The organism is Curtobacterium sp. B18, assembly GCF_000333375.1.
Taxonomy (GTDB): domain Bacteria; phylum Actinomycetota; class Actinomycetes; order Actinomycetales; family Microbacteriaceae; genus Curtobacterium.
On sequence record NZ_BACZ01000536.1, the window covers coordinates 1 to 23,603 of the forward strand.

Here is a 23,603-nt window from a genome sequence, read left to right on the forward strand (position 1 = left end):
CCGCCGGGTCACGGTGCTCACGACCCTGTCCCCGTTCGGTGCCGTCCCGGCGGAGCTGCTCGAGCTGACCGACGTCCTGCTCGTCAACGAGCACGAGGCCGCCGAACTCGGGGGGCACGGCGTCCGACGGTCGATCGTGACCCGGGGTGGTTCGGGCTGCGTCGTGCACGACGGCGACGCCGAGCCGGTGTCGATCGACGCCGTGCGGGTCGAGCCGGTGGACACCACGGGCTGCGGGGACGCGTTCATGGGGGCGGTGGCGCTCCGCCTCGCCGCGGGCGACCCGCTCGTCGAGGCCGCGCGGTTCGCGGTCGGTGTCGGGGCGTACGCCGCGACGAAGGCGGGCGCGCAGGCGTCGTACCCGACCACCGCGGAACTCGAGGCGTTCCTGGCGCGGTGAGGCGCGCCTCCCGGGCCGTTCCAGTCGGCCCGGGCCACTAGCGTTGTGGCATGCGCGTGGGAGTCCTCGACATCGGGTCCAACACCGGCCACCTGCTCGTGGTGGACGCTCACGGCGGGGCGGCCCCGCTGCCGGCGTCGTCGTTCAAGCAGCCGCTGCGTCTGGCCGAGCACCTCGACGACGCCGGCGCGGTGACCCAGGCGGGCGTCGACGCCCTGACGTCGTTCGTCGCCGACGCCGTCCGCGTCGCCGAGGACCGCGGGTGCGAGGACATGCTCGCCTTCGCGACCTCGGCCGTCCGCGACGCCGTGAACTCCGACGCGGTGCTCGCGCACGTCGAGCGGGCGACCGGCGTCGAGCTGGCCGTGCTGTCCGGTGGCGACGAGGCGCGGTTGACCTTCCTCGCCGTCCGGCGGTGGTTCGGGTGGTCCGCCGGTCGCCTGGCGGTGTTCGACATCGGCGGCGGGTCCCTCGAGATCGCCGGGGGTGCCGACGAGGCGCCGGACGTCGCGTGGTCGATGCCGATCGGCGCCGCACGGCTCGCCCGCTCCTACTTCGCCACCGGCACCCCGACCGAGGACGACGTGCGCCGGATCCGCCACGAGATCCGCGTCGAGATCGCCCGCGACGCCGGGTTGCTGCTGCGCGCCGGCCGGCCCGACCGTGCCGTCGCGACCTCGAAGACGTTCCGGTCGATCGCCCGCATCTGCGGTGCGGCGCCGTCCGCCGCCGGGTCGCTCGTGCCGCGGTCGCTCGACGGCGATGTGCTCCGCGCGAAGCTGCCCGCCCTGTTGACGATGTCGGTCGACGAGCTCGCGACGCTCCCAGGGGTGTCGCCGAGTCGGGCGCACCAGGTCGTCCCCGGTGCCCTCGTCGCCGAGGCGTGCCTCGACATCTTCGACCTGCCGGCGCTCGAGATCTGCCCGTGGGCGCTCCGCGAGGGTGTGATCCTCGAGCGGCTCGACCAGCTGTCGGTGCTCGGCTGAGGGGCTAGCCCCGCTTCGGCGGCGCGAGCAGCCACGGGCGGATGAGCGTCGTCACGAACGGCAGCACCCAGAACGTCATGATCGGCGTGAGCACCAGCGTCGTGACGAGCACCCGCGGCAGCACGGGGAGCGCGCCGAACGCCGGGACGAGCCAGCCGACCAGGTACGTGAACGCCAGGTTGACCGGGAAGAAGCCGAGCCAGATGCTCACGGCCTGCTTCCACCGCGGCGGTGCACTCGACGCCGGGGCATCGGCCGGGGCGTCGAACCAGCCCTCGATCCCGGTGCGCTTCTCGACCCGGGACTCCACCACGAGGTCGCGGCCGAGGTCGAGCCACCGGAGCCGGTCGTCGGAGTTCTCCCACGTCGCCAGGGCGTCGTGGTCGGCGAACCGGTACAGCATGTGCCACTCACGGCTCGTCGCGTGCGAGCGGACCCACCCGGAGCCGAGGAACCCCGGGTAGCGGTTCGCGAGGTTCACGCCGGACTGGACCCAGCGGGTGGCGTCCGGGATGCGGTCGGGTTCGACGAGGCGGGTGATGGAGACGGTGACGGGCGGGCCTGCACTCACGGATGACGAGGACAGGCTCCCTGGCTCTTGTGGAGTCATGCGTCCAGTCTGGCCGACGCGTGTTTCCTGCTCGTGTCGTGGGCGTCCGGCTAGCTGGCCTGCTTCCCGGCGGCGGGCTTCGCGGGGGCCTTCTTCGCCGGGGTCTTCTTCGCCGGGGCCTTCTTCGTGGGTGTCTTCTTCGCGGGGGCCTTCTCGGCAGGAGCCTTCTTCGAGGGCGCCTTCGTGGCCGGTGTCCGCTTCGGCGACGCGTCGGCAGTGGACTCCTGCTTCGTGGAACGGGACCCGCGCCGGGAACGCGACCCCGCGCCTCCAGACCCGGACCGCTTCTTGTCCACCGACGCCCGCAGGGCGGCCATCAGGTCGATGACGTCGCCACCCTCGTCATCGTCGTCGTCCGCGCGTTCGCCGAAGGTCTGCTCGGTGTCGATGTCGTCGCCGGACTCCAGCTTGGCGTCGATGAGCTGCTGCAGCTCCACCTGGTAGGCGTCGGTGTAGCGGTCGGGGTCGAAGTCGGTGGACATGCTGTCGACGAGTGACGACGACATCTTCAGCTCGTTCGCACTGACCTTCACCGCCGCGTCGAGGGCCGTGAAGTCGGCGGCACGCACCTCGTCGCCCCAGAGCAGCCCCTGCAGCAGGATGACGTCGTCGTGCACGCGCAGGACGCCGAGCCGGGTCTTCTGCCGGAGTGTGAACTGCACGATCGCCAGCCGGTCGGTCTTCGTGAGGGTCTCGCGCAGGAGCACGTACGCCTTGGGGGAGCGGGAGTCGGGCTCGAGGTAGTAGGACTTCTCGAACATCATCGGGTCGACCTGGTCGACGGGGACGAACTCGAGGACCTCGATCTCGTGCGACTGCTCCTCGGGGAGCTGCTTGAAGTCGTCGGCCGTCAGGACCACGGTCTTGTCACCGTCGTCGTAGGCGCGCTGGATGTCGGCGTACTCGACCTCGTGGCCGAACTCGCACACCCGCTTGTACCGGATGCGGCCCTTGTCCTCGTCGTGGACCTGGTGCAGCGAGACGTCGTGGGTCTCGGTCGCCGCGTAGACCTTGATCGGGACGTTGACGAGCCCGAACGCGATGGAACCCTTCCAGATCGACCTCATGGCCACATGATGCCCGTCTCTCCACGGGAGCGCCCGCAGCGGACGGGTTCTCCACAGATCCCGCTTCGCTGAACCGCGGTGGCCGCGGCGCGAGCACCATGGGCCCATGAGCCAGCTCGACAAGCAGGACCCGCGCTCGCAGTTCCCCCGTCCGCCCTTCCCCGCGCAGACGCAGCAGGGGTCCGGACTGGCGAGCGCGATGGACCCGGCACCGGACCACGGCGAGACGAGCTACCTCGGCACGGGCCGCATGCCCGGCTACCGTGTGCTCGTCACCGGGGCCGATTCGGGCATCGGGCGGGCAGCGGCGATTGCGATGGCGAAGGAGGGCGCGGACGTCGCCCTGAACGCCCTGCCCGAGGAACGCGAGGACCTCGAAGCCGTCCGCGACGTCGTGGGCGACCTCGGGCGGAAGGCCGTGCTGCTCCCCGGCGACCTGACCGACGAGGGGTTCTGCGACACGCTCGTGCGCGACGCGGTCAGCGAGCTCGGGGGACTCGACGCCCTCGTGCTCGTCGCCGGCCACCAGCAGGTGCACGAGGACGTCACGGCGCAGTCGACCGAGGACTTCGACCGCACGATGAAGGTCAACCTGTACTCGCTCTTCTGGCTGGTCCGGGCAGCGGTGCCCCACATGGCGCCGGGCAGCGCGATCGTCACGACGAGCTCGGTTGCCGCGTACCAACCGCAGGACCGGATGATCGACTACGCGGCGACGAAGGCCGCGATCATCACCTACACGAACGGGCTCGCGCGACAGCTCGCCGCGAAGGGGATCCGGGCGAACACCGTCGTTCCGGGCCCGGTGTGGACGCCGCTGCAACCGATCAGCTACCCGGGCGACGAGATCGCCGCCTACGGTCAGGACACCCCGTTCGGCCGACCCGCGCAGCCCGTCGAGCTCGGCAGCGCCTACGTGTACCTGGCCGGACCGGAGTCGTCGTACACGTCGGGGACGACCCTCACGGTGGCGGGCGCGACCGGCGTGGCGCTGTGAGCCCGGTGGCCCGCAAGACCGTCGTCCTCGTCGGCGACCGTCGACTGGCGATCACCAACACCGACAAGGTGCTCTACCCGGAGACCGGCACGACCAAGGGGCGGGTGATCGAGTACTACGAGCGTGTGGCGCCGTGGATGATCCCGCACGTGAAGGACCGCCCCGTCACCCGGAAGCGCTGGGCGAACGGCGTCGAGGGCACGGTCTTCTTCGAGAAGAACCTGCCGGACTCCGCCCCGGACTGGGTCCGGCACCACACCATCCACCACGCCGAGCACGACAACGAGTACCCGATCGTCGACGACCTGCCGACCCTGGTGTGGATGGCGCAGCAGGCCGCACTGGAGCTGCACGTGCCGCAGTGGCGGTTCGGTCCCCGAGGGGGGCAGCAGAACCCGGACCGCCTCGTGCTCGACCTGGACCCCGGCGAGGGCGTCGGCCTGCCCGAGTGCGTCGAGGTCGCCGTCGCCGCGCGCGAGATCCTGCACGGCATGGGGCTCGCCCCGTACCCGGTGACGTCCGGGTCGAAGGGCATCCACCTCTACGCCGCGCTCGACGGACGCGCGACCACCGCACACGTGTCCGAGGTCGCGCACGAACTCGCGAAGGCGCTCGAACAGGACCTGCCGGACCTCGTGCTGTCGTCGATGAGCCGCAAGGAGCGGACGGGCAAGGTGTTCGTCGACTGGTCGCAGAACAACGGCAACAAGACGACGATCGCGCCGTACTCCCTGCGCGGCCGTGACCGGCCGACGGTCGCCGCTCCACGCACGTGGCAGGAACTCACCGAGCGGGGGCTCGCGCAGCTCACCCTGGACGAGGTCCTCGAACGCCTGGAGGAACGGGGCGACCACCTGCACCCGGTCGCCTCCGCCTCGTTGGCGGTCGGGCGGGACGACCACGGTCACTGGGACAGCGACCGGACCCAGCGGGCGAACGACGCGGAGCAGCCGGCCCGCGACCGGCTCACGGCCTACCGCGCCAAGCGCGACGCCGCGAAGACCCCGGAGCCCGTCCCCGAGGACGCCCCGACGGTGCGGAAGGACGGCACCCCGACGTTCGTCATCCAGGAACACCACGCCACCCGCGACCACTACGACTTCCGGCTCGAGCACGACGGCGTCCTGGTCAGCTGGGCGCTGCCGAAGGGCGAGCCGACGGACCCGGGGAAGAACCACCTCGCGGTGCAGACCGAGGACCACCCGCTCGAGTACGGCGCGTTCGAGGGCACGATCCCGAAGGACGAGTACGGCGGGGGGACGGTCACGATCTGGGACGACGGCACGTACGAGCTCGAGAAGTGGCGCGAGGGCGAAGAGGTCATCGTCACGCTGCACGGCCGGACCGGGGGCGCTCGCCGTCTCGCGCTGCTGCACACCCGCGGGCGGGGTCGTGGGCGCGAGGGCGACGAGAAGAACTGGCTCATCCACCGCACGAAGGACCAACCGGACCGCCTGGCGGACGGCGGGGACCCGGCGGCGGCGAGCCGCGCCTCCCGGTCCGCAGCTCCGGGGCGTGCGGCGAGCCCGCGCATCGACCGGACGGCGGCGTCGGACACGGCTCCCGCCGACCGCCGGACGATGCAGGCGACCCTCGCGAAGGGCGAGCCGTCGCTCGACGCATCCGACTGGGCATTCGAGATGAAGTGGGACGGCATCCGCGCGCTCGCGACCGTGCGGGACGGCACGGTCACCCTCCGCAGCCGCAACGACAACGACCTGACGGCGCAGTACCCGGAGCTGCAGGAACTCGGCGACCGGGCCGGGGTCGACGGGGTGTTCGACGGCGAGATCGTCGCCCTCGACGACCGGGGGCGGCCCTCGTTCCAGCTGCTGCAGAACCGGATGGGACTGACCCGATCGCGAGAGGTCGAGGCAGCACGGCGGCAGACGCCGGTCCGGCTGCTGCTCTTCGATGTGCTCGAGGCGGACGGCCACGAGCTCACCCGGCTCGGGTACGACGGGCGTCGGCAGGCGCTCGAGACGGTGGTCGAACCGGGCGGTGCGATCGATGTCCCGCCTGCCCACCAAGGTGACCTCGCCCGGGCGATGGCTGACTCGGCGGAGCAGGGACTCGAAGGGGTCGTCGCGAAGAAGCGCACCTCGAAGTACGCCGAGGGACGGCGATCCGAGGCCTGGCTCAAGCTGAAGCACCACGCCACGCAGGAGGTCGTGATCGGCGGGTGGAAGCCGGGGAACGGCCGACGCGCCGGCGGGATCGGCTCCCTGCTGCTCGGCGTGCCGGGGCCGGACGGGCTGGAGTACGTCGGGAAGGTCGGCACCGGGTTCCGTGACCGTGACCTCGACGAGATCGGCACGGTGCTCGGCGCGCTCGGACGAACGACATCACCGTTCGTGGACGTTCCCCGGCCGGACGCCCGTGACGCGCACTGGGTGACGCCGAAGCGCGTGGGCGAGGTCGAGTTCGCCGAGTGGACCTCGGACGGCCGACTGCGCCAGCCGTCGTGGCGGGGGTGGCGGTCGGACAAGGACCCGTCGGAGGTCGTCCGGGAATCGTGAGCATGCGTCCGCATGGGGTCCGCCCCGGGCGAACAACCGTCCCCCGTTCCGGCTGCGGTCGGGGGACGATTCGTGTGCGGGACCCCGCGCTGCCGTCGCGTGCTGTTACCTTCGCCGGGACGAAAGGGCACGAGCATGAGCGCGAGCAAGTACCTGCCCCCGTTCACCACGGAGGAACGCGTCACGATCGCGGGGGACCGGTCGGCGCACACGCCCGTGGATCCGGGGGTCGCGGTGGCGGAGCCCGAGGTGACCTACGCGGACTTCCTCGGTGACGAGGTCGACGAGTAGGACCGGCGCGGGGCACACCACGGGCCTGGGAAGAAGACGGCCCGTGCGCCGGATCAGGGGACGCACGGACCGCCGTCGAGACGCCGTGGCCGTTCGTTCAGGGATGACCGGCCACGGCGCGTTCTCGACCAGGCACGCAGCACGCTCCTGGTAGGTACGTAGGGAAGACGTGGCGACGACCGGAAACGTCACGCGAGAACCGGGGAAATCCCACGAGGAGTCGATCCTGAGCGACGCTGATGCCCTGGCGTCCCTGTCGGACGCCTCCCTCGTCGAGCGCAGTGCCGACGGTGACACGGTCGCGTTCGGCGTCCTGATCCGGCGGTACGGTCCGCACATGCGTGCCTACGCGGCCCGGATCCTCGGCCACGGCGACGGGGACGCCGAGGACGCCGTCCAGGAGGCAGCGCTGCAGGCGTGGCAGCGGATCGACCGGGTGGACGACCCCGAGCGGGTGCGGAACTGGCTGTTCCGCATCGCGGCGAACAAGGCGCTCGATCGTCTCCGTCGGCGTCACCCGCACCTCGACCTCGACGCGGTGGTCGACGCTTCCGACGACCGTCCCGTCGACGAGGTGGTCAGCGCGCGCCTGCAGGTCCAGGAACTCGCGCGTATCGTGCAGGAACTGCCGGACGGACCTCGCGTCGTCTGGGTGATGCGCGAGATCGGTGGGGCGTCGTACGCCGAGATCGCCGAGGCCACGGGGATGTCGCAGGCCGCGGTCCGCGGCGCGCTCGCCCGGGCACGACGCCGGGTCCTCGAGCGGATGGAGGGCTGGCGATGACCGACGACGAACGGTTCGGCGCGTTCTCCCTCGAGGAGCTCTCCGACTACCTGGATGCCGACCGCACCCCGGCCAGACCCGACATCGACGCCGATCCCGAGGCCTCCGTCGCGTTGGCGCGCCTCGAAGTCCTGCGGACGGCGTCACGCGACCTGCTCGACGCGGACGTCGCCGCGACCGCTGTCGACGACGGGTGGATCGCGAGCGTGCTCGCCTCGGTGCGGACGACGGCACACGCGGGCCGGGACATCCCGGTCCCCGACGAGGACCCTGCCTCGACGCTCGTCGTCACGGAGGGCGCACTCCGGGGACTCGTCCGTGCGCTCGGCGACGAGGTCCCCGGCGTGGTCGTCCGCCGGACGCGGTTCACCGGCGAGCTCGGGACCGCCGGAGCCCCGATCGACGTCGAGGTGTCGATCGCCGCGAGCACCGACGGGCCGGTCCACCTCCGCGCGGAGGCCCTCCGGACGCTCGTCGCGGACACGCTCGCCGTGCACGCGCCGTTCGTGGTCCGGTCGCTCGTGGTGCACGTGGCCGACGTCATCGACGGAGACCGATCGTGACCGCCGACGTCCGGACCGTCTCGCGCGGACTGACCGCGGTCGTGCTCCGCGTCCCGGGGGTCCGCTCCGTGCTCCCGCCCGGGCCGAAGCTCGCGACGCTCGTCCGAGACGTCCGCTCGGTGCTCGACCTGCCGCGGGACGGCGGTGCCGTGCTCGTGCAGGACCGACCGGACGGCGCACGCATCCGGGTGGTCGTGACGACGGACCGGCGGATCCCGACGCTCGACCTCGTCCGGAGCGTCCGCGACGCCGTCGTCGCCGAGGCCGCTGCGCTGCTCGGACGCCGGCCCAGCGACGTCACCGTGCGGGTCGTCGAGATCGACTGAGCCCCGGTCCGCTGCGGCCTGATCCGGCGTGATCCGGCCTGGTCCTGCATGGTGCGGCCTGATCCGGCCGCTGCCGGTCTCAGGGCGCGGGTGCGGGGCCGTCCGACGGAGCGGCGTCGTCGGCGACCGGCAGACCTTCGTCGACGAGGTCGTCCTCTGCCGGTTCGACCACGTCGGCCGCGGCGGCCTTCGCCTCGTCGATGGACTCCTGGGAGCGGCGGAGCAGTTCGTCGTCGTGTGCAGGCTGGTCGGTCATGCCGGCGACCCTACGCCGGCGCCCCTGAGTCGGCGTCGCGGTGCCGGACGTCCGACGGCGGAGCGACCTGCGGCTCGAAGTCCACGGCCGAGGTGGGCGCCGGAGTGGTCGGCATCGCCGGGACCGCCGGCGTGCCGAACGCGTCCGCGGCGTCGAGCACGGCCCGGGTCGCCGCTGCAGCCGTCCGCAGGGCGTCCTCGATCGGCATCGCCCGGTGGGCGGCCGTTCGGACCTCGACACCCCACGGCTCGTCGAACCCGAGGTCCCGCACGGTCCGGACGAAGCCCGGGACGTCCCAGGCGCCCGCCCCGGGGAGGTGGCGTGCCTCGCGGGCCTCCTCGGCGAGCGTCATGCCCGCGGGTGTGTGGAGCAGGCCGTCGCTGAGCTCGACCGCTGCCAGGGTGGCCGGTGCGACGCCCTCGCGGATGGAAGCCAGCGTGGAGCCGCCGCGCAGCGCGTGCATCGCGTCCACCAGGAGTCCGCCGTTCGGGTGACCGGCGGCCGTGACGAACCGGGAGGCGCGTTCGACGGTCGGCAGGTTCGACCACGGTTCGGGCTCGAGGACGAGCTGGGCACCGACCGCCGCGGCCTGGCCGGCCAGCGCGTTCCAGTCGTCGACCATGGCCGTCGGCGCGACGCCGGGCAGCGTGACGTCCGCACGCGCGACGACCTGCCAGGCGCTGAGCGTCGCCGCGGCCTCGAGCACGACGCCGCGGTCGGCGTCCTGGTCGGTGGTGTGGCTCGCGCACGTCCACCAGCGTTCGAGCGGTCCCAGCTGGACCCAGACGATCCCGGCACCGTCGAGCATGCGGCGGAGCTCGACGAACCCGATCGTCGCCCGCACCTCGTGCAGGTCGCCGAGCGACAGCGAGAGTCCTGCGAAGCCTGCGGCACCGACGGCGGCGATGCGCTCGCCGATCGGTTCGGTCCCGGCCCAGGTCCAGGACGTCGCGAGCAGATCGTGTTCCTGCACGGCGGCACCTCCGTTCTCCGGACGCGCCGCCCCGCCCCGTCGCGGTCCGCGTGTCCTGTGTGGGACGCCGCACACCCCGCGGCGGCGTCGACACATTGCTACTCGGCGAGGCTGCGAGCCCTCCCAGTCCGCCGTCACACGGGGGAAACGCGACGGCGTCAGACGATGACGGTCCGCACCGAACCGACGCCGCCGATCGTGCCCTCGAGCAGGTCCCCGCGGTCGACGACCCCGACCCCGTCCGGTGTCCCGGTGAACAGCAGGTCGCCCGGCGCGAGGGTCACGAAACGCGAGAGCTCGGCGACCGTCTCGGCGACCGACCAGATCTGGTCGGCGAGGTCACCGGTCTGGCGGACGTCGCCGTGCACCCGGAATTCGACGGTGCCCGAGGTCGGGTCGACGTCGGCGGCGGGGGTGATCGTGCCGACCGGGGCCGAGGCGTCGAAGCCCTTGGCGGTGTCCCACGGGCGTCCGAGCCGCTTCGCCTCGGCCTGCAGGTCGCGTCGCGTGAGGTCGATGCCGACCGCGTATCCCCAGACGTGGTCGAGGGCCGCGTCGACGGGGATGTCCGACCCGCCCCGGCCGATCGCCACGACCAGCTCGACCTCGTGCTCGAGCTGCCGGGTGACGGACGGGTACGGGGTGTCCGCGCCGTCCGTCACGACCGCGTCGGCCGGCTTCGTGAAGAAGAACGGCGGTTCGCGGTCCGGATCGTGTCCCATCTCCCGAGCGTGCGCGGCGTAGTTGCGACCCACGCAGAACACCCGCCGGACGGGGAAGCGCCCGCCGGTCGTGGTCGGGACGGTCGGGACGGTCGGGGCCGGGATGACGAACTCGCTCACCGGTCCAGCGTGCCACCGGGACCCGCACGGTGGGTCAGCCCTCGGTGATCGAGGCCTCCCACTGGAGTCGTCGCGCGCGTGCCCGTTCCTGCCGTTCGCGCCACTCGATCCGCATCTCCTCGAGTCGTTCGAGGTCGCCGGCTGCACGGACGAGTGGCCCGTAGTGCGGGTGCGCGAGCAGGCTGGGGGTCCGGCGTTCCATCCGGTCCAGTCGGGCCTTGAAGGACGCGTCGTCTTCATCCGAGATCACGGTCAGGTCGTTCCTCTCTGCCGCGGAGCCGTCGCGCGGCGGTCGTCTCGCGATCGTCGAGCGCGCGCTCGACCCACTTGTCGTCGTCGGTCACCCACGCCCGGGTCATCAGGGCATCGGTCATCAGAGCGGCCGCGTCACGGCGCCGCTCATCGGTCGACAGCACCCGCTCGACGACCCACGACCAACGCTGCCACCAGTGGTCCCGGTGGCCCAAGAACTCGGTATTCCGCCGCGCCCGCCGCCCCTCGACCACCGTGACCACCACGCTCGCGACCGCCACCATGGCGCTGAGCACGACACGCTCGCGCTCGTCCAGCCTGCATCCATGTCCGCCACCCTGACGCGACAGGACCGGCCACGCGCCGAGCGTGACCGGTCCTGTGGAAGGTGACCCGCGCCTCCCGGATGTGGAGGAGTGCGCGGACGCGCGTCAGTTGCCGGGCGCAGCCCCCTCGGACTCGCCCTCGCCCGGGTCGCCGCCCGTGCCCTCCGACGCCGCCTCGTCCTGCGGCCAGCCCGAGAACCGCCACGCACCGACCGTCGGGTGGTCCTCGCCACGCGAGTAGGCGTACTCGCGCGCCGCCGTCCGGGCCTCGGTCAGCCGCGTGCGCAGCGCTTCGTGCGCATCCGGGTCCACCCGGGTCAGGGCGTCGTGCGCGAGCGCGAACCGGTCCATCTCGTTGCGCATGAGCATGTCGAACGGGGTCGTCGTGGTGCCCTGCTCGAGGAACCCGTGTACGTGCAGGTCGTCGTGCCCGTTCCGACGGTAGGTGAGCTGGTGCACGAGCGACGGGTACCCGTGGAAGGCGAAGACCGTCGGGGTGCCGGGCAGGAACAGTGCGTCGTACCGCTCGTCGGGGATGGGGTGCTCGTGCTTCCGCGGGTCGCCGATGGACAGCAGGTCCACGACGTTGACCACCCGGACACCGACCCCGGGCGCGTGGCGGCGGATGATGTCCGCGGCGGCCACGGTCTCGACGGTGGGGACGTCACCGGCGCAGGCGAGCACGACGTCGACGTGCCCCTCGGTCTCCTCGGTGCCGGCCCAGTCCCACTGCCCGACGCCGGCGTCCGCGTGCGCGACGGCGTCCTCGAGGGACAGGAACACCGGTTCGGGGTGCTTGCCGGCGACGATCACCTCGATGCGGTCGGTCGTCTCCATCGCGTGTGCCGCGACGGCGAGCAGGGTGTTCGCGTCCGCCGGCAGCTTGATCCGGACGAGGTCCTGCTGCTTCGACGCGACGACGTCGAGGAACCCCGGGTCCTGGTGCGAGAAGCCGTTGTGGTCCTGGCGCCAGACGTGCGACGACAGCAGGATCGACAGGTTCGAGACGGGGGCGCGCCAGTCGATGTCGGTGGACGACTCGAGCCACTTCGCGTACTGCCCGACCATCGAGTCGATGATGTGCGCGAACGCCTCGTACGTGTTGAGGATGCCGTGACGACCGCTCAGCACGTAGCCCTCGAGCATGCCCTCGAGCAGGTGCTCTGACAGCACTTCGGTGACCCGGCCGTGTGCGCCGAGGTGCTCGTCGCCGACGCCGCGCTGGGCACGCCAGACCCGGGATGTCACGTCGAAGACCGCGTCGAGCTTGTTCGACACCGTCTCGTCCGGGCCGAAGAGCCGGAAGGACGCGGGGTTCCGCTCGATGAGGGCCGCGAGCCAGGGGCCGAGCGTGCCGGTCGCGCTCGCGTCCTCGCCGACCGGGACCCCGAACTCCTCGAGCCCGGGGCGGTCGAGCGCCGTGCGGAGCCGACCGCCGTTCGCGTGCGGCGTCGCGCTCATCCGCAGGTCGCCCGCGGGCCGGATGGTGGTGAGGATGCCGATCGGTTGCCCGGACTCGTCGAACAGCTCCTCGGGGCGGTAGGACCGCATCCACTCCTCGAGCTGGCGGCGGTGCTCGTCGTTGTCCCGCACGGCCGGCAGCGGGACCTGGTGGGCACGGAAGGTCCCCTCGACCTGCTCGCCGTCGACCTCCTTCGGGCCGGTCCAGCCCTTCGGCGTCCGCAGGATGATCATCGGCCAGCGCGGGCGCAGGTCGGCGGCGCCGGCCGGTTGTCCGGCTGCTGCCCGCTGGGCCTGCGCACGGGCCGCGGCCTGGATGTCGTCGATCGTCGCGAGCGCACGCCGGAGCGCGCCGTCGAACAGGGCGTGCACGGCGAACGGGTCGTCGTCGACGCGGGCGGAGTCCACCACGATCGGCTCGTGCCCGAGACCACGGAAGTACGCGTGCAGGTCGTCGTGCGGGATGCGGGCGAGGATCGTCGGGTTCGCGATCTTCCACCCGTTCAGGTTGAGGATCGGCAGCACGGCGCCGTCCGACACCGGGTCGAGGAACGTGTGCGCCTGCCACGAGCCGGCGAGCGGGCCGGTCTCGGCCTCGCCGTCGCCCACGACACAGGCGACGACCAGGTCGGGGTTGTCGAGGGCCGCGCCGTACGCGTGGGCGAGGGAGTAGCCGAGTTCACCGCCCTCGTTGATCGACCCTGGTGTCTCGGGGGCCGCGTGCGACGGGATGCCACCCGGGAACGAGAACTGGCGGAAGAACTGCCGCAGTCCGTCCGGGTCCGGGGTGATGCCCGGGTAGAGCTCGCCCCACGTCCCGTCGAGCAGTGCGTTGGCGTTCATGGCGGGGCCGCCGTGCCCGGGGCCGCAGATGTACAGCAGCTGGCGGTCGGTCTCGGCGATGAGTGCGTTGCAGTGCGCGTACACGAGGTTGAGCGCCGGCGAGGTGCCCCAGTGTCCGAGCAGGCGGGGCTTGACGTCGTCGGGTGCGATCGAGCGGTCGAGCAGCGGGTTGTCGAGCAGGTAGATCTGGCCGACGGTGAGGTAGTTCGCGGCGCGCCACCAGGCGTCGATCGCGCGGATCCGGTCGGTGCTCGAAGGGGATGCGGGGGCCATGACCCCACGGTACGGAGGCGGTCGCCCGAGAAACCCAGAAAAACTTCCAAACCGTTCGGCAGGGGGTGCCGAATGCATGTCACAAGGGCAAACGCCCAGGGCGCTCTCCGGTCACGAACGGCCGGGCCTCAGCAAGCACACAGCACGGCACGTGCACAGGAGCACGTCGCCACCGGCCGGAGCCCCCGAGACAGCAAAGGACAGATCCCATGCGCAAGTCCCTGAAGACCTCCATCACCCTCGCGACCACGGGTGCGCTCGTGCTCGGCGGTGCCGCGTTCGGCATCACCTCCGCGCAGGCCTCGACCCCGTCGGTGCACACCGTGTCCTCGTCGTCGTCGAAGATCCCCGGCCCCGTCGCCTCGGTCCCCGAGGTCCTCGGCGGCAACACCGCCGTGAAGCTCGACTCCGGCTTCACCGACGCCCTCACCGCCCTGAAGCTGACCCCGGGTGTCTCCGGTGACGCCAAGCTCGCCGACGGGTCCGTGTCGTTCCCGATCACCTCCGGGTCGGTCACGTACTGGTCCCCGGACGGCAACTACCGCCCCTACGTGCAGGGCCTGCTCAACCACGACGACTCGGGTCTGACCCTCACCGCCGGTGAGACCACGGTCACGCTGGAGAACTTCGTCGTGAACCCCGGCTCGTCCAAGCTCTACGGCGACGTCCTGGTCAACGGCAAGGTCGCGGTCAACAACGCGTACCTGTTCTCCCTGCACGGTGGCACCCTGAAGCCGCTGCAGCTCGAGGGCGACAACGCGATCCTGACCGGCACCACCGTGCACGTCTCCGGTGACGCCGCGAAGCTGCTCAACAGCACCTTCAAGACCGACGCCGTGAAGTCCGGCCTCCTCGTCGGCGTCGCGACCATCACCGCCCAGATCAAGTAACACCCCCCACGTCACACCCCCGCCCCGGCCGTCCCGGGACGGGGGTGTCGTCGTCTCAGGGTGCGGTGTCCGGCTCCGTCTCGACGGGGCCGATCGCGTCGTCGACGCGAGCACTGACGGACCGCAGCGTGTCCGCATCGGTCCCCACGGGCCTCCAGAACAGCTCCTCGAGCGCACCGGTGTGCGCACGGATCCCGGCGAGCACCGCCCTGCGGCCGACCGGGGTCATCTCCACCCAGCTGCCCCGTCCGTCGGTGGGACAGTCCGCACGCTCGACCAGCCCGCGCGCGACCATGCGCGTGACCTGGTGGCTGACGCGCGACTTCTCCCAGCCGATGCCGGCCGCGATGTCCCGGACCCGGAGCCGGTGGTCCGGCTCGCGCTGCAGCCCGATGAGGATCTCGAACTCGGGGATCGAGATCCCGGCACCGTGCTGCACGGCCTGGTCGAGTGCCCGGTCGAGTCGCCGCCAGACGTCGTGGTAGGCGTCCCACGTGGCCCAGTCGTGGCCTTCGGCGCCCTCGATCGACATGGCGCCAGCGTATCGACCTCGACACGGTTCGACGGCATGATCATCCGCTCGGATGACTCGCCGCCGGCACACGGCTCGCTCCGAGGTGGGGTCGGTGGCGCAGCATACGATCGGAGCATGCCGAGCGCCCGACTGCAGGACTGCACCGACGACGCCGTCGCCCTCGTGCGCCGCTGGCTCGCGGCGTCGGCGGGGACGAAGCCCGACGCCGGTGCCGTGCGCCTGTCCGAGGCCCTGCGGGACGGACAGGGGCTCGACTTCACCCGCGGTCTGGTCGACAAGGTCGTCCGTCCCGAGGACCCCCGCGTGGTGGCGCGCAACCTCGAGAAGGTCAGCCAGGACGTCCCCGACTTCCTCTCCTGGTCCCTGCGCGGCGCGGTGACCTTCGGCGGAGGGTTCGCCACGATGGCGCCGTGGGCGGTTGCCCCGACCGCGCGGCGGATCCTGCGGCGGATGGCCGGGCACCTCGTGGTCGACGCGCCCGACGCGAAGCTCGGCGCGGCGCTCGCGAAGGTCGGCGGCCCCGGTGTGCGCCTCGACGTGCGCCTGCTCGGCGACGCGGTCCTCGGCACCGCGGAGAGCGACCGACGGCTGCAGGGGACGATGGACCTGCTGGCCCGTGACGAGGTCGACCAGGTGTCGATCGGCGTGCGTTCGGTCGTGCCGCAGCTGTCCCCGTGGGCCTTCGACCAGACCGTCGAACGGGTGGTGGACCGCCTGGTGCCGCTGTACCGCCTCGCCGCGGGGTCGCCGGTGGCGAAGTCCGTGACACTCGACGCCGAGGACCACCGCGACCTCGACGTCACCCTCGCCGCCTTCCGCACCCTGCTCGACCGCGACGAGTTCCTCGGGCTCGAAGCCGGGATCGTGCTGCAGGCGTACCTGCCCGACACCGCCGGCGCCCTCGAGTCCCTGACCGCCTGGGCCCAGCAGCGACGTGCCCGCGGCGGCGCACCGATCACGGTCCGGCTCGTCAAGGGGGCGTCCCTCGCCACGGAGCGGGTCGACGCGGTCCTGCACGGGTGGCCCCTCGCCACGTGGGGCTCGAAGGTCGAGACCGACACCGCGTACCTCCGGCTGCTCGATGCCGCGCTCACGCCGGAGCGTATCGACGCGGTCCGGATCGGCGTCGCGAGCCACAACCTCTTCACGCTCGCGACGGCGTGGACCCTCGCCGGTCGCCGCGGGGTCACCGACGGCGTGCACGTCGCGGTGCTGCTCGGGATGGCCTCAGGCCACCTCGACGCCGTCCGCGCCGACGTCGGTCCGGTGCTGCTCGCCGCGCCGGTCGTGCACCCCGACCACTTCGACTCGGCGATCCCGTACCTCGCCCGGCGGCTGCAGGAGAGCGCCAGCGGTGACGGCTTCGTCGCCGGCGCCGCCGACATCGGCCACGACGAGCGCGTCTTCGAGCGCGAACGCGGCCGGTGGCTCGCGGCGGTCACGGCCCTCGACGCAACGGATCCGGTGCCGGCCACCCACCGGACGCAGGACCGCCGCGCCCCGATCGGCGAACCCGTGCACCGGGACGCCTTCGCGAACGCGCCGGACACCGATCCGTCGACCGCGGCCAACCGTGCGTGGGCGACGGACGTGCTCCGCCGCGTACCGCGGTCGAAGCTCGGCGCCCAGACCATCCGCGGTGCGAGGGTCGCCGACCGCTCGAAGCTCGAGCGCATCGTCGCCCGGACCGCGCAGGCCGGCGTGAACTGGGGACGACAGGACCCGTCCGACCGCGCCGAGCTCCTCGACCTCATCGCGCACGAGCTCGAGACGCGGCGTGCGGACCTCGTCGAGGTGGCAGCGGCGGAGACGGGGCATGACCCTCGCCGAGGCCGACTCCGACGTGAGCGCCGCGATCGACTCCGCCCACCACGCCGCCGACAGCGCCCGGCGGCTGGCCGTGCTCGACGGCGACGGCGCCCGGTACGTGCCGCCCCGGCTCACCGTGGTGGTGTCGTCGTGGAGCGCCCCGGTCGCGAACCCGGCCGCGGGCGTGGTCGCCGCCCTCGCCGCCGGCAGCGGGGTCGTCCTGCAGCCCGCGCCCGAGGCCGAGCGGTCCGGCGCGGTGCTCGCCGACGTCCTCTGGGACGCCGGGGTGCCGCACTCCCTGCTCCAGCTCGTCGACCTCGACGACGACCAGCTCCGCCGTGACCTCATCGCGCACCCGACGGTCGACCGGATCGTCCTGACCGGGTCGGCGGAGACCGCTCGATCGTTCCGCTGGTGGCGGGCCGGGCTGCCGCTCACCGCCGAGACGAGCGGGCGGAACGCGATCGTCGTCACGCCGAGCGCCGACCTCGACCTCGCCGTGCAGGACGTCGTCCGGTCGGCCTTCGGACGCGCCGGACAGCAGCGCTCGGCGTGCTCGCTCGTGGTCCTCGTCGGGTCCGTCGGCGACAGCGAACGGTTCCGTCGGCAGCTCGTCGACGCAACCCGCACCCTGCGCGTCGCCTGGCCGGACGACCCGTCCGCGCAGATGGGGCCGCTCATCGCCGAACCCGAGGGCACGGTGCGCGCCGGGTTGACCGAGCTCGCGCCGGGGGAGTCCTGGCTCGTGCAGCCCGTCCCGCTCGACGACTCCGGACGACTGTGGTCGCCGGGCATCCGCGACGGCGTGCGCCCGGGCAGCGACTTCCACCGGACCGAACACCTCGGGCCGGTGCTCGGCGTCATGCGCGCCGAGACCCTCGACCAGGCCGTCGCGATCCAGAACGACACGGACCACGGTCTCGCCGCCGGCATCCACTCCCTCGACCCCGACGAGGTCGCGGACTGGATCGCCGGGGTCCGCGCCGGCAACCTGTTCGTCAACCGCGGCACCACCGGTGCGGTCGTCGGCCGGCAGCCGTTCGGCGGGTGGAAGCGCTCGTCCGTCGGCACCGGCACGAAGCCGGGCGGACCGATGGACGTCGCGACGCTCGGACGGTGGGAACCGACGCCCCGCACCGTCCACAAGAGCATCCAGCTGCACGGCCTGCCGCCGCGGGTCACGGCCGTCATCGAGGCCGCCCGCAGCGGGCTGTCCTTCGAGGAGTTCGACCAGGTCCGCGCGGGTGCGCTCAGCGACGTCCGTGCCCGCGAGTCCGAGTTCGGCGTGACGCACGACCCGGCGGGGCTCGTCGTCGAGCGGAACGTGCTCCGCTGGCGCCCGCAGTCCGTCATCGTCCGGCACGCAGAGGGCGCTCCCGCCGGCGACCTCGTCCGGGTGCTGGTCGCCGCGACCGCGGCCCGCGCCGACCTCCTCGTGAGCACGGCCCGGCCGCTCCCCGGACCGCTCACGCAGCTCCTCGCCTCGAGCCGTTCGCCGTTGCGCGTCGTCGACCACCTCGTCGAGTCGGACGACGAGTTCCTCCGCCGCGCGACCACGGGCGACCTGTTCCGGCCGGACTGGTCCTCGGGCGACGACGCCCCGCAGGACGCGCTCGAGGCGGTGCTCGCCCAGGGGCAGGACCGTCCGACGCACACCGCCTTCGGCGGCCCCGGTGCGCGGATCCGGCTGATCGGCGGCGACCCGCTCGCGCTCGAGGAAGCCCTCGGCGCCGGTGTCGACGTGGCGATCCACGACGCCCCCGTGGTCGAGGCCGGCATGATCGAGATGCTGCCGTTCCTCCGCGAACAGACGGTGTCGATCACCGCGCACCGTTTCGGCGACCTCGATCCCGACTTCGCGGAGCTGCATGTCTGACGTCGACCGCACCCTGCACGCCGACGGGTTGCACAACGCCCGTGACCTCGGCGGGCTCCCCCTGGCGGACGGTGGCTCGACCCCGTCCGGGCGCGTCTTCCGGTCCGAGAGCGTCGACCGACTGACCTCCGACGGCTGGCGGGCGCTGCACGACGCCGGGGTCCGCACGGTGGTGGACCTGCGCGCACCGTGGGAGACCGAGAAGGACACCGGCGCCCGACCGGACTGGCTGACCACCGTGGTCATCGACCACGACGGGCTCGATGCTGCGCCGGTCTTCTGGCAGGCGTACTGGGAGACCGGGCTCGTCGGCACGCCCCTGTACTACGGCCCGCACCTCGCCGAGCTGCCCGAACGCACCGGCTGGGCGCTGCGGGCGATCGCGCGCGCCGAACCCGGAGGCGTCCTGTTCCACTGCGCGGGCGGACGCGACCGCACCGGGATCGTCGCGCTCGCCCTGCTGACGATCGCGGGGGTCGAACCCGAGGCGATCGTCGCCGACCACCTCGTCACCGTCGACAACGCCCCGGCCCTGCTCGCCTCCATCGGCGTCCCGTCGACCGAGGGGAGGATCGAGGCGCTCTGCGCAGAGCACGGCACCACGGTCGAGGGTGCGTTCCGCGCGGCGCTCGACGGGTTCGCCGTCGAGCGGTTCGTCGAGCGCTCGGGCCTCGACGCCGCCGACCTGGAGACACTGCGCACCTTCCGCGCGCGCCTCGCCTGAGCCGCCGGTACGGTCCGACGGCTCCGCCGGGCGAGCGCGACGCTGCGCGATCGCCCGGCGTGCATGCCTCAGTCCTCGGTGTCGCCGGCTTCCTCGTCCACGACGCCGGTCTCGTCCATCCGGTCGCGGAGGTGGTCGGCCATCGCGCCGGCACCCTCGCCCGCGTGGTCGTGGTCGACCTGCTCGATGAGGCCGCGCAGCTTCTCGTGGTTCGTGGCCTCGGTGGCGCCGTCCATGACGGGCTCGGTCTGTTCCTTGTCGCTCATGTCCCGGACGCTACGCCGCGCTCCGTGGGCGACCGGCGACAGCCCGCGCATCCCGGCCGACCCGGTGCGCTACCGACCGCCGCGGCCCGTCCGGCGCCCGGTGCCCACCGCGGCGCACTCGGCGACGACCAGGACCAGCGCGATCCCGAGCTGGCCGAGCGCGAACCGTCGCCGATGCCCGATGATGACCAGCGGAACCATCGTCAGGCCGTGCACCGTGTCCACGACCGCGCTGATCGTGTGCGCGTCGGAGGTCCCGGCGCGCGCGACGAGTGCCGCCTGGACGACCTGCCGCAGGCGAGCACGGCGTCGAGCACGGGCTGCCCGCCCCCCGGCCCGCCCGGACGGCGTGCCCGACGCCCACGGTGGCGCGGAACGCCTCGACACCGGTGCCGCGTCGACGGCCGCGCGCCGACGCCCGCGCCGTCATCGTCGTCGTCCCGCTGCCAGGGCGACCGCACCGGCTGCCCCCGCCAGCACCGCACCGACGATCCCGTTCCCGAGACGTCGGTGCTCCACCCACCAGGTCTGCGGCGACCAGGCGTGCGCGGTGTCGTCGAACACCCCGTGCGCCCCGTGGTCACCCGGCACCGGCTCGTACAGGTTCACGCCGATCGCCGCGCCGTCCTTCGCCGGGGCCTGCTGCCCGGAGACCAGGGTCTTCGCGGCGTACCAGTCGGCGAACCGGCCGCTGATCCGGTTGCCGAGGATCGTGTAGACGGTCGACTCCCCGACCCACGTGCGTCGACGGGGCCGCTCGGCGACGGTGGCGATCGCCCGTGCGCCGACCTCCGGTTGGTAGATCGGCGCGACCGGCTGCGGCTGGTGCAGCAGCTTCGATTTCACCCACTGGAACTGGATGGTGTTGAGCGCCGGCATGTCGACGCGGGAGACCTGCACCCTGCTGCCCTGCTCGAGGAGCTCGGAGACGACCGACTCGGTGAACCCGACGATCGCGTGCTTCGCGCCGCAGTACGCGGCCTGCAGCGGGATGCCGCGGAACCCCAGCGCCGAACCGACCTGGACGACCTGACCGCGGTCGCGCGGCACCATCCGGGACAGTGCGGCCCGGGTGCCGTTCACGAAGCCGAGGTAGGTGACGTGCAGTGCCCGCTCGAAGTCCTCTGGGGCGGTGTCCAGGAACCGACCGAACACGCCGACCATGACGCCGTTCACCCAGAGGTCGATCGGGCCCAGCTCCTGTTCGACCCGGTCCGCCGCTGCCTCGACGGCCTCGCGGTCGGCCACGTCCGCCACGAGCGCGAGCCCGCGTCGGCCGGCTGCCTCGACCTCGGCGACCGCGGCGTCGACCCCGTCCCGCCCCCGCGCGAGCACGGCCACGTCCCACCCCCGCGCGGCGAGCTCCCGCACCGTCGCCCGTCCGAGTCCAGCCGAACCACCGGTCACCACTGCCACACGTGTCATGACTCCCGTTCTACCGACGGTGACCACCGACCCCACCCAGCCGACGTCCCCCGGACGGATGCGGGTGGCGTCGGCCACGAGCATGATGGGCTCGTGCAGACCCGTGACGAGGACACCGCCGAGGAGACGCCGCCACCCGGCTGGGTCCTCAGCACCCCGACACGACGTCACGAGGTCTGGACGCTCCCGGTCCTGCTGCTGCTCCTGGCGGCGCTGTTCGTCCTCGCCGCCGCCCGCTTCGGGGAGCCACTCGGCGCGGTCGTCGCGGTGGCGAGCGCGGCCGTCGTCACCGCGGGGGCGATCGCCCTGGCCGCCGCCGGGTGGTCCGCCCACGACGAGCAGACCACGACGGCGTCCTGGCGGTTGCACGTCGTCCGGATGACGGTCGGGGTGACGACGGCAGCGATCGTCGCGATCGGCAGCCTCGTCGTCGGTCTCCCGTTCGGCGTGCTCTTCGGCGCGGTGGGCTGGATCCCGATGACGTTCCGCTCGGCCCGGTCGGTGCCCCGTGTCGACCGACTGCTCGTGGCGTGGGCGTCGGTGGTCGTCGCCGTGGTGTGCACGGGCCTGTCCGTCGCGGGGTTCACGGTCCCCGCCGTACCGGATCGTCTCGCGGCGGTCTGGATCGGCCCGGGATCGCTCTTCGCGGCGCTCGCCGTGGTGATGGCCGTCGTGCAGTTCGCCGTCGCCGAGCGGGCAGCGGTGGCGCCGCCGCTCAGCGCCCCCGACCGAAGCGCGTCGTGACCCCCGGCGAGTAGAGCACCGAGTCCGGTTCGAGCGAGGCCAGCCCGAACGGGAGCCCGGCCGCCCCGATCAGGTCGTCCCGCAGCGACACGACCGAGGCTCGGTGGAGCGGCCACGGCTCGTGCTCGTTCGGCCAGAACCGGGTCCGGCCGGCTCGGTGCACGTGCATGCCCCACCGTGCGGTCAGGAAGGTCTCGAGGGCCGTCGGCTCCGTCACCGCTGCTCCGATCCGCACGTCGACGAGCGACCGCAGGTGCGTCCCGTGTCGCCGCATCGCGTACCCGACGCGGCCGTCGCCGCTCCGCGTCTCGGCATCGGCCCACCAGTACGGCAGACCGGTCGCGACGCGCGCGCCGATCGTCGGCAGGAGCTTGCCGGCGTCGAGCGACAGGAAGACCACGCCGTGTCGTCCCTGGTCGTCGATCGTGTAGACGCGGACGTTCACCTCGACGAAGTCCCCGATCCTCCCCGTCGGGATCGGCGGGAACCGGGTGTCCTCGAACCGGAACCCGATGAGGCCGACCCACGTGGTCGCCCCGTCGTCGGTGCCGTCCGCCGTGAGGGTGTCCGGCCGGGTCCCGGCGGGTAGCAGCGGCGCCACCGCCGACACGTCGACGCGCCAGTGCACGAAGACGACGTCGAGCCAGTCCTGCGAGATCCAGGGGCGGCCCGTCAGTCCCGGGGCGTGGTCCGGGAGGCGCGGCGCGGCCTGGGTGGGTCGGCTGTCGGTCACGAGGGGGTCGCCTCCGGTTCGATGTGCGGGGCGACGGGTGCGTCATCCCATCCCTGCTGCGGGGTGTCGCAGGTCCCGCGGAACACGTACTGCGACGGGCGCTTCCGCTCGCTCGACGTCCAGTCGATCGCGGGACGCCGGCGCTCGGACGGCAGGTACCCGATCCGGTAGACGGCCATCAGCTCGAGGGAGTCCGGCACGTGCAGCAGGCCCTCGATCTCCTCCCAGGCGCCCGGGGTCTCCATCGGGAACGACACGAACTGGATCCCGAGGCCGAGCTCGGTGGTGGCGAGCCAGATGTTCTCCATCGCCGCGCCCATGCTGAACACCGAGTAGAAGCCCGAGAGCTCCTCCTTCCGGTACTCGTGCCGGTCGAGCAGCACCCCGAGCAGCAGCGGCGACCCGGCAACGAGCTTCCGGTTCTCCTCACCGAGGGTGTGCGGCACCCGCAGGGTGTTCATGAGCAGCTGGCCGCGCTTCGTGAACACCTGCTTCGTGAAGGGCTTGAGCGGACCGGGGAGCTTGTCGAACAGCATGCCGTCGCGCCGGGCGTCCATCTCGGCCTGCGAGAACCGGAAGTACGGCTTGTACCGCTCGAAGAAGGTGCCCTCGGCCATGGTGCGGGTCATCGACGAGCCGCTGATCTCGGCGACGCGGTCGATCGTGTCGCGCTCCTCGACGAGGACGAACCGCCACGGCTGGCTGTTGAGCTGCGACGGGGCCCGGCCGGCCAGCTCCATGAGCAGCCGCTGGTGCTCGGGTGACACGGGATCGGGCAGGAACGGGCCGTTGGTCGTCCGCCGCCGTCTGATCGCCTCGAAGAGTTCCACGG

General features: G+C 72.6%; 26 protein-coding genes and 1 pseudogene. 13 read left to right on the top strand and 14 right to left on the bottom strand.

Features of this window, described 5'->3' with window-relative positions; genetic code table 11:
* Together I5E_RS14240 and I5E_RS14245 are read left to right on the top strand one after the other, a co-directional pair.
* A partial coding sequence (locus tag I5E_RS14240) for a PfkB family carbohydrate kinase (RefSeq protein ID WP_022907578.1) occupies window positions 1-400 on the top strand: 400 nt, incomplete at its 5' end.
* Between the two features lie 50 nt (window positions 401-450).
* Window positions 451-1,386: a Ppx/GppA phosphatase family protein gene (locus tag I5E_RS14245; protein ID WP_022907579.1), complete on the top strand. Its 936-nt coding sequence runs from the start codon at window positions 451-453 to the stop codon at window positions 1,384-1,386.
* A gap of 4 nt (window positions 1,387-1,390) precedes the next feature.
* Here the strand turns inward: I5E_RS14245 and I5E_RS14250 are convergent, their stop codons facing one another.
* Entirely contained in the window at window positions 1,391-1,996 is a 606-nt protein-coding gene (locus tag I5E_RS14250) for an antibiotic biosynthesis monooxygenase (protein ID WP_042723911.1), read from the bottom strand.
* A gap of 50 nt (window positions 1,997-2,046) precedes the next feature.
* Window positions 2,047-3,063, bottom strand: coding sequence for a non-homologous end joining protein Ku (gene ku / locus I5E_RS14255; RefSeq protein ID WP_022907581.1), 1,017 nt, complete (start codon window positions 3,061-3,063; stop codon window positions 2,047-2,049).
* A 106-nt stretch (window positions 3,064-3,169) separates the two neighbouring features.
* On the opposite strand from ku, the gene I5E_RS14260 reads away from it, so the two are divergent.
* The 6 genes from I5E_RS14260 to I5E_RS14285 all read left to right on the top strand — a co-directional run bounded on the left by I5E_RS14260 (window position 3,170) and on the right by I5E_RS14285 (window position 8,543).
* Window positions 3,170-4,060, top strand: coding sequence for an SDR family oxidoreductase (locus I5E_RS14260; RefSeq protein WP_022907582.1), 891 nt, complete (start codon window positions 3,170-3,172; stop codon window positions 4,058-4,060).
* Window positions 4,057-6,579, top strand: coding sequence for an ATP-dependent DNA ligase (locus I5E_RS14265; RefSeq protein ID WP_022907583.1), 2,523 nt, complete (start codon window positions 4,057-4,059; stop codon window positions 6,577-6,579). The genes I5E_RS14260 and I5E_RS14265 overlap by 4 nt, the downstream gene beginning before the upstream one ends.
* 135 nt (window positions 6,580-6,714) lie before the next feature.
* Window positions 6,715-6,870, top strand: a complete 156-nt coding sequence (locus I5E_RS25610; protein ID WP_022907584.1) for a hypothetical protein — start codon at window positions 6,715-6,717, stop codon at window positions 6,868-6,870.
* A 169-nt stretch (window positions 6,871-7,039) separates the two neighbouring features.
* Complete coding sequence (locus I5E_RS14275; RefSeq protein WP_022907585.1) at window positions 7,040-7,654, top strand: RNA polymerase sigma factor; 615 nt, start codon at window positions 7,040-7,042, stop codon at window positions 7,652-7,654.
* Window positions 7,651-8,217, top strand: coding sequence for a hypothetical protein (locus tag I5E_RS21845; protein ID WP_022907586.1), 567 nt, complete (start codon window positions 7,651-7,653; stop codon window positions 8,215-8,217). The genes I5E_RS14275 and I5E_RS21845 overlap by 4 nt, the downstream gene beginning before the upstream one ends.
* Window positions 8,214-8,543 (top strand): hypothetical protein, encoded by a 330-nt coding sequence (locus tag I5E_RS14285; RefSeq protein WP_022907587.1) that lies wholly within the window; start codon window positions 8,214-8,216, stop codon window positions 8,541-8,543. Before I5E_RS21845 ends, I5E_RS14285 begins: the two co-directional genes overlap by 4 nt.
* A 79-nt stretch (window positions 8,544-8,622) precedes the next feature.
* Here the strand turns inward: I5E_RS14285 and I5E_RS25615 are convergent, their stop codons facing one another.
* The 6 genes from I5E_RS25615 to I5E_RS14315 form a co-directional block, all read right to left on the bottom strand.
* Window positions 8,623-8,799: a hypothetical protein gene (locus I5E_RS25615; protein WP_022907588.1), complete on the bottom strand. Its 177-nt coding sequence runs from the start codon at window positions 8,797-8,799 to the stop codon at window positions 8,623-8,625.
* 10 nt (window positions 8,800-8,809) lie between these two features.
* Complete coding sequence (locus I5E_RS22835; protein ID WP_022907589.1) at window positions 8,810-9,772, bottom strand: sugar phosphate isomerase/epimerase family protein; 963 nt, start codon at window positions 9,770-9,772, stop codon at window positions 8,810-8,812.
* A gap of 158 nt (window positions 9,773-9,930) precedes the next feature.
* Window positions 9,931-10,614, bottom strand: a complete 684-nt coding sequence (locus I5E_RS14300; RefSeq protein ID WP_022907590.1) for a fumarylacetoacetate hydrolase family protein — start codon at window positions 10,612-10,614, stop codon at window positions 9,931-9,933.
* A gap of 34 nt (window positions 10,615-10,648) precedes the next feature.
* Window positions 10,649-10,864 carry a hypothetical protein gene (locus tag I5E_RS14305; RefSeq protein ID WP_022907591.1) on the bottom strand — a complete coding sequence of 72 codons (216 nt, stop codon included), beginning with the start codon at window positions 10,862-10,864 and terminating at the stop codon, window positions 10,649-10,651.
* The gene (locus I5E_RS14310; RefSeq protein WP_148286982.1) at window positions 10,851-11,150 is read right to left on the bottom strand and encodes a hypothetical protein; all 300 of its coding nucleotides are present in this window, start codon (window positions 11,148-11,150) and stop codon (window positions 10,851-10,853) included. Before I5E_RS14310 ends, I5E_RS14305 begins: the two co-directional genes overlap by 14 nt.
* A 147-nt stretch (window positions 11,151-11,297) precedes the next feature.
* A complete protein-coding gene (locus tag I5E_RS14315) occupies window positions 11,298-13,769 on the bottom strand; it encodes a phosphoketolase family protein (protein ID WP_022907593.1) in 2,472 nt (823 codons plus the stop codon).
* A 209-nt stretch (window positions 13,770-13,978) separates the two neighbouring features.
* On the opposite strand from I5E_RS14315, the gene I5E_RS14320 reads away from it, so the two are divergent.
* Window positions 13,979-14,659, top strand: a complete 681-nt coding sequence (locus I5E_RS14320; RefSeq protein WP_022905955.1) for a hypothetical protein — start codon at window positions 13,979-13,981, stop codon at window positions 14,657-14,659.
* Window positions 14,660-14,714: 55 nt separating this feature from the next.
* Here the strand turns inward: I5E_RS14320 and I5E_RS14325 are convergent, their stop codons facing one another.
* Window positions 14,715-15,191 (bottom strand): MarR family winged helix-turn-helix transcriptional regulator, encoded by a 477-nt coding sequence (locus tag I5E_RS14325; RefSeq protein ID WP_022907594.1) that lies wholly within the window; start codon window positions 15,189-15,191, stop codon window positions 14,715-14,717.
* A 453-nt stretch (window positions 15,192-15,644) separates the two neighbouring features.
* Here I5E_RS14325 and I5E_RS26515 point away from each other — a divergent pair.
* The 3 genes and pseudogenes from I5E_RS26515 to I5E_RS14335 form a co-directional block, all read left to right on the top strand.
* Window positions 15,645-16,502 (top strand): annotated as a pseudogene (locus I5E_RS26515) (proline dehydrogenase family protein); the annotation flags it as partial.
* A gap of 508 nt (window positions 16,503-17,010) precedes the next feature.
* Entirely contained in the window at window positions 17,011-18,879 is a 1,869-nt protein-coding gene (locus I5E_RS26520; RefSeq protein WP_261974954.1) for an aldehyde dehydrogenase family protein, read from the top strand.
* The gene (locus tag I5E_RS14335; protein ID WP_022907595.1) at window positions 18,872-19,603 is read left to right on the top strand and encodes a tyrosine-protein phosphatase; all 732 of its coding nucleotides are present in this window, start codon (window positions 18,872-18,874) and stop codon (window positions 19,601-19,603) included. The genes I5E_RS26520 and I5E_RS14335 overlap by 8 nt, the downstream gene beginning before the upstream one ends.
* Window positions 19,604-19,671: 68 nt before the next feature.
* Here the strand turns inward: I5E_RS14335 and I5E_RS21860 are convergent, their stop codons facing one another.
* From I5E_RS21860 to I5E_RS14350, 3 genes are all read right to left on the bottom strand, one after another.
* Window positions 19,672-19,869, bottom strand: coding sequence for a hypothetical protein (locus tag I5E_RS21860; protein ID WP_022907596.1), 198 nt, complete (start codon window positions 19,867-19,869; stop codon window positions 19,672-19,674).
* Window positions 19,870-19,938: 69 nt separating this feature from the next.
* Window positions 19,939-20,256 (bottom strand): hypothetical protein, encoded by a 318-nt coding sequence (locus I5E_RS14345; RefSeq protein WP_022907597.1) that lies wholly within the window; start codon window positions 20,254-20,256, stop codon window positions 19,939-19,941.
* 39 nt (window positions 20,257-20,295) lie between these two features.
* The gene (locus I5E_RS14350) at window positions 20,296-21,294 is read right to left on the bottom strand and encodes an SDR family oxidoreductase (protein ID WP_031262790.1); all 999 of its coding nucleotides are present in this window, start codon (window positions 21,292-21,294) and stop codon (window positions 20,296-20,298) included.
* 93 nt (window positions 21,295-21,387) lie between these two features.
* On the opposite strand from I5E_RS14350, the gene I5E_RS14355 reads away from it, so the two are divergent.
* Window positions 21,388-22,038 (top strand): hypothetical protein, encoded by a 651-nt coding sequence (locus I5E_RS14355; RefSeq protein ID WP_022907599.1) that lies wholly within the window; start codon window positions 21,388-21,390, stop codon window positions 22,036-22,038.
* Here the strand turns inward: I5E_RS14355 and I5E_RS14360 are convergent.
* Window positions 22,010-22,771, bottom strand: a complete 762-nt coding sequence (locus tag I5E_RS14360; protein WP_022907600.1) for a YqjF family protein — start codon at window positions 22,769-22,771, stop codon at window positions 22,010-22,012. The two genes, I5E_RS14355 and I5E_RS14360, sit on opposite strands and share 29 nt — an antisense overlap.
* Window positions 22,768-23,601 (bottom strand): nitroreductase family protein, encoded by an 834-nt coding sequence (locus I5E_RS14365; protein ID WP_022907601.1) that lies wholly within the window; start codon window positions 23,599-23,601, stop codon window positions 22,768-22,770. Before I5E_RS14365 ends, I5E_RS14360 begins: the two co-directional genes overlap by 4 nt.
* Between the last annotated feature and the right edge of the window lie 2 nt (window positions 23,602-23,603).

Bases quoted from the DNA above. Each gene is read 5' to 3' on its own strand.
- I5E_RS21860 (WP_022907596.1), bottom strand. From the start codon at position 19,869: ATGAGCGACAAGGAACAGACCGAGCCCGTCATGGACGGCGCCACCGAG.
- I5E_RS14245 (WP_022907579.1), top strand. From the start codon at position 451: ATGCGCGTGGGAGTCCTCGACATCGGGTCCAACACCGGCCACCTGCTC.
- I5E_RS14310 (WP_148286982.1), bottom strand. From the start codon at position 11,150: ATGGTGGCGGTCGCGAGCGTGGTGGTCACGGTGGTCGAGGGGCGGCGG.
- I5E_RS14260 (WP_022907582.1), top strand. From the start codon at position 3,170: ATGAGCCAGCTCGACAAGCAGGACCCGCGCTCGCAGTTCCCCCGTCCG.
- ku (WP_022907581.1), bottom strand. From the start codon at position 3,063: ATGAGGTCGATCTGGAAGGGTTCCATCGCGTTCGGGCTCGTCAACGTC.
- I5E_RS14315 (WP_022907593.1), bottom strand. From the start codon at position 13,769: ATGGCCCCCGCATCCCCTTCGAGCACCGACCGGATCCGCGCGATCGAC.
- I5E_RS14350 (WP_031262790.1), bottom strand. From the start codon at position 21,294: ATGACACGTGTGGCAGTGGTGACCGGTGGTTCGGCTGGACTCGGACGG.
- I5E_RS14325 (WP_022907594.1), bottom strand. From the start codon at position 15,191: ATGTCGATCGAGGGCGCCGAAGGCCACGACTGGGCCACGTGGGACGCC.
- I5E_RS26520 (WP_261974954.1), top strand. From the start codon at position 17,011: ATGACCCTCGCCGAGGCCGACTCCGACGTGAGCGCCGCGATCGACTCC.
- I5E_RS14250 (WP_042723911.1), bottom strand. From the start codon at position 1,996: ATGACTCCACAAGAGCCAGGGAGCCTGTCCTCGTCATCCGTGAGTGCA.
- I5E_RS21845 (WP_022907586.1), top strand. From the start codon at position 7,651: ATGACCGACGACGAACGGTTCGGCGCGTTCTCCCTCGAGGAGCTCTCC.
- I5E_RS25610 (WP_022907584.1), top strand. From the start codon at position 6,715: ATGAGCGCGAGCAAGTACCTGCCCCCGTTCACCACGGAGGAACGCGTC.
- I5E_RS14320 (WP_022905955.1), top strand. From the start codon at position 13,979: ATGCGCAAGTCCCTGAAGACCTCCATCACCCTCGCGACCACGGGTGCG.
- I5E_RS25615 (WP_022907588.1), bottom strand. From the start codon at position 8,799: ATGACCGACCAGCCTGCACACGACGACGAACTGCTCCGCCGCTCCCAG.
- I5E_RS14335 (WP_022907595.1), top strand. From the start codon at position 18,872: ATGTCTGACGTCGACCGCACCCTGCACGCCGACGGGTTGCACAACGCC.